Below are 12,460 nucleotides of genomic sequence, written 5' to 3'. Positions count from 1 at the left end.
CGCACGCTTAATCTGCACAGACACTCTGTGTCGACTGATCGGGTATTCTAACCTCTGAGGCTCAGCAAGCGGGTTGCCAGCTCTGTTGCCAACTGCTGATACTGCGCCGGCTTCGGCGCAAAAGGTACAACACCCAAACAAGGTGCGTTGATACGCTGGCGTAAATCGGCAATATTCTGCTCTGGTAACGCCATATCCGGGTCAATACAATTCGCAACCCAACCCAACAGCTTGCAGCCGCTGCGCTCAATTTCACGCACCGTTAGCATGGCATGGTTTAAACAGCCCAGCTTCATGCCTACTATCAGGATCACCGGTAATTGCTTATCGGCCACCCAGTCGGCCAGATAACGCTGATTACTTATCGGCAATAACCAACCGCCGGCGCCTTCTATTAATAACTGCTGTACCGGCAACTTTTGCCACTGCGCCAGAGCAGCATCTAACTGCGCGTCGTCAATCGGCCGTTGCTCATTGGCAGCCGCTAAATGCGGGGCTACCGGTGCCTGATAGCAGATTGGATTAACTGCGGAATAAGGTAACGCGATACCGGAATGCTGCTGCAGCAGTAACGCGTCACTATTATAACCTTGCTCGTCAGCCCCCGCCGCTATTGGCTTTACGCCAAGCGCTGCTGTATCCAAGGCTTTAAAGCCTTGCAGCAACATAGTACTGATATAGGTTTTACCGGCGTCGGTATCGGTAGCGGTAATAAAGCAGCGCTTAATTGTCATTTTTATACCCGGTAATAATAAGCACCTGATAACTGGCCGGTAAGCCCAGCATGCTGCGGTTAACATCATAAGCGCCGGCCAGGTTTTGCCAATAGCGCTTGCCGGTTAAACCGCGGCTTTGTCGCCCGGCCACCTGATTTGCCCCCAGCGCTTTTAACTCACGCGCCAGGCTTATCACATCCGCATAAAACAGCGGATAGCAGCGCTGCTCAAACTGCCAGTGAATATTGCTAACAGTGCGGGCTGCGGCGCTGACATCCGCAGCGGGCAAAAACTCATTAACGTGTTGGTTGCCATCCAGTGTGGCAAACGCCTGCTTTAACTCTGCAAGCGTGCCGTCAACCAATGTCGTCAGCACTACCTTGCCACCGGGTGCTAATACACGGTCTATTTCGGCAAATACTGCAGCAGGCTCAGGGCACCACTGCAGCATTAAGCTGGAAAACACCTTATCGACAGTCTGTGCAGCCAAGGGTAATTGTTTAGCATCGGCCTGCAGGTAGTTGGTCGCTGACGGAGTAACTAAGTGTGCGGCTAACGGTTGGCTTGCGGCTTTAGCCAGCATGCCGGCGCTTAAATCGGCAGCAGTAAAATGCCGGCAATAGGCGGCAAAGCGCGGATGGATCCAGCCCGGGCCACAGCCTAAATCGAGCAAATGGCCTTGTTGGTCTGCCGGCAATAATGCCAGGGCATCCAGTGCCACCTGCTGCTGCAGCCTTGCTGCGGGTAAATAACTGTCGCAGGCTTTACCAAAACTCTGCGCCACCTGGCGGCTAAAGCCCTCTGCGGTTTCAGCGCTAACTGCTGTCATAGCACCTGCCTTAATTGTTGCACCAACAGTGTAATATCGTCTGCCGTGTGCGCTGCACTTAGCGTAATACGTAAACGGGCACTGCCCTGCGGTACAGTGGGCGGGCGAATGGCGCTAAGCCAAATGCCCTGTTGTTTTAATTGGTTGCTAACGGCCAACGCGCGCTCGCTGCTGCCCAATACCACGCCCTGAATGGCGCTTTGCGAGTTAAGCAGCGCCAAATCAGCCGCCAATGTGCGAAACAAGACGATATTGCTGTAGAGCTTATCGCGCCGCCAGTTATCGGCACGGCACAGTTCAATGCTTTTCAGCACGGCGGCACACAGTGGCGGCGGCAAGGCGGTGCTGTAAATATAATGCCGGCCAAACTGCTCGATATAATCCAGCACCGTTTTACTGCCGCCGATAAAAGCGCCGCCGCTGCCCAATGCCTTACCAAAGTTAGCCATGGTGCAAAACAGCGCGCTTTGCGAAAGGCCCTGCGCTGCTGCCGTGCCTCTGCCCTGAGGCCCCAACACGCCCAAACCATGGGCATCATCCAGCAGCAGCGGCGCATCATAGCGCTGGCACAGCGCCAACATAGCCGGTAAGTCCGGGCTGTCGCCGTCCATACTGAATACGCCCTCAGTTACTACCATCGGCTGGCTTACCCGGCCAAGCAGGTTTTGCAGCGCAGCAATATCGTTGTGGGCAAAGCGCTTTAAGCCGGCTTCACTGTGCAGGGCTGCATCAATTAATGAGGCATGGCTGAGCTTATCCAGCAGCAGCGTGTCGGTTTTATTGCTTAAGCTCAGTAACATGGCCTGGTTAGCGGCAAAGCCGGAAGAAAACAACAGTACCCGCTCTACGCCCAGCCAATCGGCCAGGCTGTCGCTAAGCTGTTGATGCACCGCATGCTGGCCGGTAACCAGCGGCGAGCCGCTGCTACCGGCGCCAAACCGGGCGGCACCTTCGGCAAAGGCTTGCAATACCTGTGGTTCTGTAGCCAAACCCAGATAGTCATTAGCGGAAAAATTAAGGTAACTTTTGCCGGCAACAACCAGCAGGCGGCCGTCGTAGCGTTCAAGTGTTACCGGTACGCGCAGCAGCTGTTGTGCTGCGCGTTGCTCAAGCGCCTGGCTTAACTGCGCCAGCTTTGCCTGTGGCATCTTTACTGCGCCGCGTGAAACAGCGGCGGGTTAACCTGATCTTTTATCGCATCGGCCAATGCCAGCTCGTGCGCTTCGTCAGACACATCATGGCGCTGCTCCGGCTGAATACCCAGCTTGGCAAATAACAGCATATCGGCGTCGGCTTCGGGGTTATCGGTGGTCAGCAGTTTATCGCCGTAGAAAATCGAGTTAGCACCGGCAAAGAAACACAGTGCCTGCATTTGCTCGTTCATCCGTGCACGGCCGGCCGATAAGCGCACATGGCTTTGCGGCAACATAATACGCGCCACTGCTATGGTACGGATAAACTCAAAGGCGTCTAAATCATCAACGTTCTCAAGCGGTGTACCGGCTACCTTTACCAGCATATTAATCGGCACACTTTGCGGGTGCTCGGGTAAATTAGCCAGTTGCATCAACAGTGCTGAGCGATCGTTCGCGCTCTCGCCCATACCCAAAATACCGCCGCAGCAGACTTTCATACCGGCATCGCGCACATGGGTTAAAGTATCTAACCGGTCCTGATAGGTACGGGTGGTAATAATTTCACCGTAAAACTCCGGTGAGGTATCCAGGTTGTGGTTGTAGTAATCCAGCCCGGCGCCAGCCAGGGTTGTCGCCTGCTCACCGGTTAACATGCCCAGTGTCATACAGGTTTCCAGCCCCAACGCTTTTACGCCCTGCACCATTTCAATAATGTACGGCATATCGCGCTGCTTCGGGTTAGTCCAGGCTGCGCCCATACAAAAGCGGCTGGCGCCTTTTTCTTTTGCCGCTTTAGCCTGGGTTAATACTTTTTCTACCTCTAACAGGCGCTCACGCTCCAGCCCGGTATTGTAGTGGCCGCTTTGCGGGCAATATTTGCAGTCTTCGGCACAGGCGCCGGTTTTAATCGACAATAAGGTACTCACCTGAACTTCATTCGGTTTAAAGTGCTGGCGGTGCACGGTTTGCGCCTGAAACAATAAATCGTTAAACGGCAGCGCATAAAGTGCATTGACCTGCGCGAGGGTCCAATCGTGGCGGACAACAGCCTGCATAAAAATCCCTGTTTAAATTGAGGTTAAAGGTGTTTTCGGCTAGTCTAACCGCCACCTTGGCGTTGTCAACGCTGACCAGAATTAAAACTTTACTGCAGGTTAAATAATGAGCATTGATTTGGCTTTTGATCGCGCCCATATCTGGCACCCCTACACCTCGATGCAAGAGCCGTTGCCGGTGTATCCGGTGGTAGCCGCTGATGGCTGCGAGCTGGTGCTGGAAAATGGTCAGCGTTTAATCGACGGCACCGCATCCTGGTGGTCGGCGGTGCATGGCTACAACCACCCTGCTCTTAACGCTGCAGTTACAGCGCAGCTGGCCAAAATGGCGCATGTAATGTTTGGCGGCATTACCCACCAGCCGGCCGTTGAGCTATGCAAGCAGCTGTTGAGTATGGTGCCGCAAAATTTAACCAAGGTATTTTTGGCCGACAGCGGCTCTATTGCGGTAGAAGTGGCGATAAAAATGGCGCTGCAGTACTGGCTGGCAAGCAGCACACCGCAAAAACAAAAGCTGATTAGCCTGCGCAAGGGCTATCACGGCGATACCTTTGCCGCCATGGCGGTATGTGACCCGGTAGACGGCATGCACGATATGTTCGCCGCCCTGCTGCCACAGCATTATTTTTTACCGGCACCGCAAAGCCGCTTTAACGGTGAGTTTTTGGAAAGTGACATCGCGCCGCTGCAGCAATTGCTGGCAGAAAACCACTCTGAAATCGCCGCGCTGATTTTAGAACCCATAGTACAGGGCTACGGCGGTATGCGCTTTTATCACCCGGAGTATTTACGCCGCGCCCGCGCCCTGTGCGATCAATACCAGGTGCTGTTAATTGCCGACGAAATTGCCACCGGCTTTGGCCGCAGCGGCAAGCTGTTTGCTTGTGAACATGCCGTTATTCAGCCGGATATTATGTGCGTGGGTAAAGCACTCAGCGGTGGTTATATCACGCTGGCGGCTACACTGTGCACAGATGAAGTGGCCCGTGGTATCAGCCTAAGCCAGGCCGGCGGTTTAATGCACGGCCCTACGTTTATGGCCAACCCGCTGGCGTGTGCGGTGGCCTGTGCCAGTTTAGCGCTGATTGCACAAGGCGACTGGCGACAGCAGGTAACTGCTATTGAGCAACAGTTAAAACAGGAACTGGCCGCTTGCCGCCAATCACCGCTGGTAAAAGACGTGCGGGTGCTGGGGGCTATAGGGGTGCTGGAGATGCATAACAAGGTCGATGTGGGTGCACTGCAGCAGCAGTTTGTTGAGCTGGGGGTGTGGATCCGGCCGTTTAACAAGCTTATTTACGTAATGCCGCCGTTTATTATCCGCCCGGAGCAGCTAAGCCAACTTACCTCAGCCATGCGCAAGGTAAGCGGAGTATAAACTCAAAACTCATCCCTTAAAACTCACAACTCATACCTTAAAAATCAGACCTGCCGGTACAGGTACAGCAGCAAGCCAATGCTGCTGAGTAACAGCATAACAATATTAACATGCAGATGATCGCCCCTGCGGCGCAAACGCAACCGGTTAAGCGATAAGCTCAAAGCACTGACCAGTGCCACCGCCCACAGCAAATACTGCAGATACACGGTTAACTTAGGGTGCCAGTCACTGCGGATTTCAATGCCCCAATAGCGCACCAGCCCGGTATCCAGCTCCGGCCTGGCATAATGTGCCAGCACCATGCCGGCAATAAATAATACCCAGCCCAATATAGCCAGCCAGCTAAAGGCGCGGCATAACAGATCCGGCCCCTGGCGACGCTCATATTTTTCCGGTTTTTCCTGCTCTGTGGTCAATTTTAAAGTCCTGATAACTTTTACTTGTTTTGTGCGCCTGGCTCAGTATCATTACCGCTTTACGCAGTTGTCTAAGTTTACACCCTCTGGAGTTTGTTGCATGACGCACGCCGTTATTAAAGATGTTTTAGCTGGTCGCTATGCCGTTGGTGAATCAATCACCGTTAAAGGCTGGATCCGCACCCGCCGCGATTCAAAAGCCGGTATTTCCTTTTTAGCTATTCATGATGGCAGCTGCTTCGATGCGGTACAGGCCGTAGCCCCTTCTGACTTACCTAATTACGAAGCGGAAGTAAAACGCCTGACCACTTCATGCTCAGTGGCGGTAACCGGCACTGTGGCACGTTCTGAAGGCCAGGGCCAGGCATTTGAACTGCAGGCCACTGTGGTTGACGTATTAGGCTGGGTTGAAAATCCGGACACCTACCCTATGGCGCCCAAACGTCACAGTATGGAATACCTGCGTGAACACGCGCACCTGCGCGCCCGCACCAACATTATGGGTGCAGTTACCCGGGTTAGGCATTGTTTAGCTCAGGCGGTACACCGCTTTTTCCATGAGCAAGGCTATTACTGGATCAGCACGCCTATTATTACCGGCTCAGACGCCGAGGGCGCCGGTGAGATGTTCCGCATCAGCACGCTGGATCTGGAAAACCTGCCGCGCACTGATAAAGGCAATATTGATTACAGCAAAGATTTCTTCGGTAAAGAAACCTTCTTAACCGTATCCGGCCAGTTAAACGGCGAAACCTATGCTTGTGCCATGTCAAAAATTTACACCTTCGGCCCGACTTTCCGTGCCGAGAACTCCAACACCAGCCGTCACTTAGCCGAGTTTTGGATGATTGAACCGGAAGTGGCCTTTGCTGAATTAAAAGACATCGCCCAGCTGGCAGAAGATATGCTCAAATACGTCTGTAAAGCCGTACTGACCGAGCGCGCTGATGATATGGCCTTTTTTGCCGAGCGTATCGACCCTACCGCCGTAACCCGGTTACAGCAGTTGGTTGACTCGTCTTTTGTGCGGATGGATTACACCGACGCTATCGAGATTTTAAAAACCTGCGGTAAGAAATTCGAATACCCTGTGGAATGGGGTGTCGATTTGCAATCTGAGCACGAGCGCTATCTGGCTGAAGAGCACATCGGCGCACCGATCATTATGCAAAACTACCCGAAAGACATTAAAGCCTTTTATATGCGCTTAAATGCCGACGGCAAAACCGTAGCGGCGATGGACGTATTAGCACCGGGTATCGGTGAAATTATCGGTGGCAGCCAGCGTGAAGAGCGTCTGGAAGAGTTTGATAAGCGTTTAGCGGAAATGGGCCTGGATAAAGAAGACTACAGCTGGTACCGCGACCTGCGCCGTTACGGCACAGTGCCACACGCCGGTTTTGGTTTAGGCTTTGAGCGTTTAGTATCTTACGTTACCGGTGTAGGTAACGTGCGCGACGTAATCGCCTTCCCGCGTACACCGGGCAACGCTGAGTTTTAATAACTCCCGATGCACAAAATACAAAAAAAGGCGCTTTAAACAGCGCCTTTTTTATTGCTCAAAGTGAGGATTATTCAAGTTGCTTGCACAGCTGGTAAAGTGGGCAAATTTGAACGCTTTATTTGCTGTATGCTTATATGAGGTTGTGCTCTATAAGAGCATCCTCCCAAACAAGATCTTTAATTTCATGAAGAAAACGACCAATTATCACGCCAATAGATGGATTCTTAAAATCTCTTGAGTCTAAGAGTAATTTAAGCCGCTGAGAGTCTTGAAGGTTCATAACACTTTGTCTTTGCTCTGACTCACTTAGCCTGCAGCAACCATAACCATCAAAAGATATACGAACTAAATAGAAGCATTTTTTGTTATCTATATTCAAATCAATAAAAACGCTGTCGTCCTGCAATCCCAAAGAGTGATCACAAGGACGTGTAGGCATAGAGAGGACAGATCCGACTGTAATCATAAATTAAGGAGTGTTCTTACTCATAAAGTTAAGCCTCATCAATTACTGCAACCTGCTCCACGCAACGATCTCTGCACCGTTGTTTTTCAGCTGCTCCGTCAACGTGAATAAAGTGCTAAAACTAACGTTTTTGTTAGCTCTTACAGTAACAACACCATATACAGGGCTAAAATTCATAAATGGCCCGTATAAATAGTCAGTTATTGCCGCTATGTCCGAAACAGAAAAACTTTGGTTTGTTCTTCCGAATGTAACTGTTTGATCGTCGTGCAAAATTAGGTCATATCGCCGTGCACATTTACATATAGCACCAGACTGAGTGGGGATAGCGACATCCTCGTATGAATTACTTGAGCGCGGAAGCATTAACACAAAAGCTACCAACAGAATTAGCGCTAAATCTACGTAACTATGAAGCGAAAAGTCCATAACTCATAATTCCCTGTCACATATATAACCAACTATTGCACAAGACCATCTGCATGACCAGCCAACGCCATACAAAGACGCAGATGTTGGCTGTCCCTGCAGCAGAAAACCGCGATTACTAAGCTTTGTCTATGGGCTGCATGCTCACGATGATGCACCAGTCATTTGAGTTTCTATTGCCAGCAATCGTTGCATTGCCTCCGCGTCGAGAGACTTTGGATCTTTGCTATTTCCATAGGGAGAGCACTCCATAAGTACTTTCGTGACGTCTATACGCACCTGAGGAAATTTCTGGTGTATCGCCATTCGTTTTACCAACATTCGTACATCACTTCCGAACTCTGATGTTTCGTAGTGCAAAATGTCTGTCAGGGGATGATCACCCGGACGCCCGTTTATCATAAATACTCCTAACAACCGCAGCACAGGCCGAAATCAGCGCAAAGGTTGAGTTTCAGGCCGCGCTGTCGGCGTATTTTACTGCTCTTGTTATGCTTAACCATACGAAACAAAAACCACCTTTTCTTGCGGGTTAAATTCTATATCGCAGCTAAGCAAGTGAAAATGCAGTGCGCTGCTGTGAACAACACGTTTACCCTGCTGCAGGTTTTCCACCTTGTATTCTGACAAATTAACCGTATTTAATTGCCGGATCACACTTGAGTAAGCAGTGCCTTTACTAAAATTGCCGCAAAGATAATACACTTCCTTTCGGGCTTCGTTGGCGAAAAAAGCGAAAACCAGCAAGCCCAAGATGCTGATTGCTGCAGCAATAAGTTTTAGTTTAAACATAATCCTGCTGTTTATTCGATGATGTATCTATAGTGTTACGCTTACAGTGTGCCGCTTGCGGTGTCACTTTTCAGCGGTTTGTTAGCCGCTTCGGCACGCAAACGCTCAACTAGCCAAACCATTAATAATGGATTGGCTAGTGACCCCTATTCGGGCAGCTTCACGGTCGAGCGACTCAACTACCCAAGCAGGAAAATCAACGTTAATGCGCTTTGCTTCCTGATTTACCCGGCGTGCCGTCGTGATATCAAGGTCATCAATGATGTCCTCTGCCGCCTCATCGAATTTTGTGTCAAACTCTTTAGTTTTCATACAACTCTACCTCACTCTTACGCGAACGTCTTACCGAGATAATCCATTTTGCTTGTCAGGTGACATCTATAAACAACGCCCTGCCATTGCTATTGAATGCCCTGAGACAAGAGAATTAGTTAGTTCTGTTGTACCTTTAATCACATAACTCTTGCATGGAAGATCGTTACTTTCTATGGTTTCTAATGTTGAATCAATATTTACCTGAAAGCATATTTTCAGCAGCATTATGGTCTACAGCTTGCAGTAATTTAATAGCCTGCTCCCTAGAAGTACCAATTGGAATTATCCTTTCTAACTCATTTTTCCAGTTTAAATTATCAAGGTCAGATAAAAATTAAACATGATATCTTCCAGCAGCTTACCTTTATCTTTATCTAACCCCGTTTATTGTTAAATGATTTTTTAGTTCCGATTAAATTCTTTGCCACCTTCTTAAACTTAAGCTCAAAACGATTTGAACTTGTTTCGGCTTGAAAAACAGAAATATGTGACAAGTCTTTTTTACTCTTTATTTTATCTAAAACCATTTGCCTTTCACTTTCAGCAACTCTACATCCGATGTAAATAGCCTTAATAGCATCAGGTGGAACTTTATACAAGAAAACTGTAGATGAGTCCTTAGATATTTTTTGCAAGTAGCTGTATATAATACTTTCTACAAAAGCCCCTTCCATTATTTCATCTGGTAAATAGTCTGAGTTATAGCTATATAGAGCTCTATATTCATCAAGTAATGGACCTTTGAAATTAACCATAAACATATTTTTCCCTAAATATGTTTTTTCCAACACTTCTTCACTGTATGACAACTCTTCAATTTCTGCTAAGTGTTTTTCATGCACTATCACTTTATCTGCAGCAACTAAAGGAAGGATAACTCTATGCTCTTTTTCATAAATCCATTCCTCACTCTTGACTAGAAAGTGCTCTAATAGAGTTTCATATTTATTTAATTTAGGCCGCATCGAGCTATAACGTACACGCTGAACAACACCTGCATTAATAATTTTTCTTTTTTCTGTTTCTTCTTCATCTATCACCTCCCCTTCAACATTAGAGTCATATTTCGTTTTAGCAAAGCTTTTATATGAGTCAAATAGTGGCTTGTTAGGATAGAATTCAATTACAATCCCCTGATGTTGATCCGCATAATGTGACCACATTAATAGGTTATTATTAGTTTCGGATAACGATGCAACTGCATAGTCAAAATATGAATCATCAGAAAAATTTTTATTTTTATGACTTTGGGTTGGCATTAACTCAAACGGATCATTTAAAGCATATTTTTGACTTGCTCTGATCATTAAATTATCAAAAAATTCTAACCGCAAGGCAGTATATTTATATAGCTTATTCAACATAAGAAACCTAAGAGAACATTTTAATAATGGGATGCCGCAGCGCAGTGTAGACAGTCCCGAGGAGGCCACGTTGTGTATGGCTGAAATGAAATCAAACTATTTGTTAGCTACGATTGTAGGCTGAATGCACACCGTCATAGTAACCTTTAGCAAAAGCAGCATGTGGACTTCTATGGCGAACAGTCCCAGCTTGGCTTTCAGGTAAAGAATCCAAATCAATATGTAATCGCTCATCCCTGCGAGCTCCGGCTTGATAACCAAGTTCGTAAGCACAACCTGCACATTTATGACGTCCATAGCCGCCTTGGTCATGTGGTAATGATTCTAAAAAAGGCCAATGACGATGCTGTTGATTACAAGTACCCATTTACATCTCCTTGTTTTATAAGAATTTGCTGTAGTAGCTAGTAGTTTATTAGCTACCTTTCTCTATGGTAACCATGAAAGTGATGCGAGACACCACATCTAGAGTTTTTTGATAGAGCGTCATGCCTATCACGGTAATAGACATAAAGATCATCTGATAACTCTACACACGCCTGAAGAGCTTCCTTGACCTCTTTCACTACGATGTTGTATATCTCGTCTCGCGATTTTTCATAAGTTGCCACCAAGTCATAACCTGTAATGCACATGCTATGGGATTCTGACCATGCCATATTTTTAAACATTTGATCGTCTTCGGTATATAGATTACAAAAACCTTTGTGTGCTCGTTCATTACGGTCTTGCCGCAGGGGCATCCCTGTTTTATCTAATGTTTTTAAATGTTCTAAAATTTCAGGATATTTATCCTTCAGAACTTTACCCAGTTGTTTAATATTAAGCTTATGGTCCGGTAGATTAATTTCCAGAACTTCGTTCACAAAGTGATATGCAATGTCTCTCAAACTAGCAAAGCGAAACAAAGCCAGATCAACGATAGATTTTAACCAATCATACCTATTTATATCTTGAACCAATGACGGCAAAGGTACCGCTTTCGCACCTAGCATTTGAGGAATAACTCTCAGGTCGACAAATTGTTGTTCGAGAGCGTCAAATCTAACATAGGTTAAATGAGCATACGCCATATGAGGATCTGCGGTAGAAAATTCTTCCCAGTCTTTGTAGGGGTGATCATGCAAGAAGTACGTATTTATAGAATCGTAAAGGACACCTTTGAATGTAGATTCTTCTAAATCCCACCAATAGTATTCAGTTTCCATCTCACGCCCTTGATTTCACCACAGATATCTAAGATCAGCCGTTTGTTGGCTGTATCGATTTGTTAGCTTCTTCCATAATTTTAGAAACAAACTCATCTATAAGTTTGTCTAGCTCCGAAAATAGCTTTTTATCAAAGGCTCCGAACTTTACCGATAGAATCTTTTTGCATCTAACATACTCTAGACAGCCGCAGTGAAACGAGAGCGTCAGGATTTCTTCATCTAGGTGATTTGAAATCTTTTGCAATGCGCTCTTTTCCATCTCTTTCGTGAATTTCAACATTGCTTCTTTTGCCCACTGTTCGCCTATCTCAGTAATGATTCCGTGCTCACTTTTGGAAATGTGCGTAGCATTGAGCTTCGCCAAAAGCTCCAGCTTCTCCTTTCCTCGCAATCTATATGCTAGTACAGGCGAGTCCTGAGACAACCTGGATAGTGAATCTTCGAATGGCTGAAGCAGTCTTTCATTTATATCGGTCTTAGAAATCTCGGCGACACGGCTAAAGTAATCCTTGACGATCTCGCCTACTTTGGTTTCGACTTCCTCTAACTGTATATCAAACCCATGGGTGCTTAATCGATCAGCGTAATGAATAAGGTACTCTTTTGCTGCTTTACTTGAATCGAAAATAGATGCAGAAAGTGCATGTCTGATTTCAAGCAAGAGATACAGCACCTGCCTGGCGCTGCGCTTTGATTCAACCCAGCCCCTATACCAGTAACCAATAGCGCTTAAAATGGCAGCAAAGGCTATGCCAACCATTGCCCAAAATGATGCTATAACGTCCACACTAGAATCCATTGCATCCTTCCATGATTTCAAAGCCCCCTCTGAAAACAGAGACGCAA

12 protein-coding genes and 1 pseudogene are annotated in these 12,460 nt (G+C 47.4%); 2 read left to right on the top strand and 11 right to left on the bottom strand.

All coding sequences use genetic code 11. From position 1 onward, the window contains the following. Positions 1-47: 47 nt before the first annotated feature. The 4 genes from bioD to bioB are packed head-to-tail and all read right to left on the bottom strand — an operon-like array spanning position 48 to position 3,736. Positions 48-734: a dethiobiotin synthase gene (gene bioD / locus HRH59_RS08175; RefSeq protein WP_173500790.1), complete on the bottom strand. Its 687-nt coding sequence runs from the start codon at positions 732-734 to the stop codon at positions 48-50. Then, complete coding sequence (locus HRH59_RS08170; protein WP_173500789.1) at positions 724-1,545, bottom strand: methyltransferase domain-containing protein; 822 nt, start codon at positions 1,543-1,545, stop codon at positions 724-726. Before HRH59_RS08170 ends, bioD begins: the two co-directional genes overlap by 11 nt. Then, entirely contained in the window at positions 1,542-2,693 is a 1,152-nt protein-coding gene (locus HRH59_RS08165; protein WP_173500788.1) for an aminotransferase class I/II-fold pyridoxal phosphate-dependent enzyme, read from the bottom strand. The genes HRH59_RS08170 and HRH59_RS08165 overlap by 4 nt, the downstream gene beginning before the upstream one ends. Positions 2,694-2,695: 2 nt before the next feature. Next, on the bottom strand, positions 2,696-3,736 hold the full coding sequence (gene bioB / locus HRH59_RS08160) for a biotin synthase BioB (RefSeq protein WP_173500787.1): 1,041 nt from the start codon (positions 3,734-3,736) through the stop codon (positions 2,696-2,698). 106 nt (positions 3,737-3,842) lie between these two features. Here bioB and bioA point away from each other — a divergent pair, with 106 nt between their 5' ends. After that, positions 3,843-5,114, top strand: coding sequence for an adenosylmethionine--8-amino-7-oxononanoate transaminase (gene bioA, locus HRH59_RS08155; protein ID WP_173500786.1), 1,272 nt, complete (start codon positions 3,843-3,845; stop codon positions 5,112-5,114). 44 nt (positions 5,115-5,158) lie between these two features. Here the strand turns inward: bioA and HRH59_RS08150 are convergent, their stop codons facing one another. Beyond that, positions 5,159-5,533, bottom strand: a complete 375-nt coding sequence (locus HRH59_RS08150) for a hypothetical protein (protein ID WP_173500785.1) — start codon at positions 5,531-5,533, stop codon at positions 5,159-5,161. A gap of 100 nt (positions 5,534-5,633) precedes the next feature. Between HRH59_RS08150 and asnS the strand changes: the two genes are divergently transcribed. Then, entirely contained in the window at positions 5,634-7,034 is a 1,401-nt protein-coding gene (gene asnS, locus HRH59_RS08145; protein ID WP_173500784.1) for an asparagine--tRNA ligase, read from the top strand. A gap of 1,393 nt (positions 7,035-8,427) precedes the next feature. Here asnS and HRH59_RS08140 read toward each other — a convergent pair. From HRH59_RS08140 to HRH59_RS08115, 6 genes and pseudogenes are all read right to left on the bottom strand, one after another. Beyond that, positions 8,428-8,724, bottom strand: coding sequence for a hypothetical protein (locus tag HRH59_RS08140; protein WP_173500783.1), 297 nt, complete (start codon positions 8,722-8,724; stop codon positions 8,428-8,430). 41 nt (positions 8,725-8,765) lie between these two features. Then, positions 8,766-9,036 (bottom strand): annotated as a pseudogene (gene brnA / locus HRH59_RS08135) (type II toxin-antitoxin system BrnA family antitoxin). Positions 9,037-9,413: 377 nt separating this feature from the next. Beyond that, positions 9,414-10,403: a DUF2971 domain-containing protein gene (locus HRH59_RS08130; protein ID WP_173500782.1), complete on the bottom strand. Its 990-nt coding sequence runs from the start codon at positions 10,401-10,403 to the stop codon at positions 9,414-9,416. 103 nt (positions 10,404-10,506) lie between these two features. Further along, positions 10,507-10,770: a hypothetical protein gene (locus HRH59_RS08125; protein WP_173500781.1), complete on the bottom strand. Its 264-nt coding sequence runs from the start codon at positions 10,768-10,770 to the stop codon at positions 10,507-10,509. A gap of 52 nt (positions 10,771-10,822) precedes the next feature. After that, entirely contained in the window at positions 10,823-11,611 is a 789-nt protein-coding gene (locus tag HRH59_RS08120) for a Cthe_2314 family HEPN domain-containing protein (protein ID WP_173500780.1), read from the bottom strand. A gap of 34 nt (positions 11,612-11,645) precedes the next feature. Then, positions 11,646-12,413 carry a hypothetical protein gene (locus tag HRH59_RS08115; protein WP_173500779.1) on the bottom strand — a complete coding sequence of 256 codons (768 nt, stop codon included), beginning with the start codon at positions 12,411-12,413 and terminating at the stop codon, positions 11,646-11,648. Positions 12,414-12,460 lie beyond the last annotated feature (47 nt).

Origin of the sequence: Rheinheimera lutimaris (assembly GCF_013283795.1) — a bacterium.
GTDB classification, from domain to species: domain Bacteria; phylum Pseudomonadota; class Gammaproteobacteria; order Enterobacterales; family Alteromonadaceae; genus Alishewanella; species Alishewanella lutimaris.
Note: the sequence above shows the minus strand (reverse complement) of the source record. Positions and strands in the feature narration are given on the sequence as shown.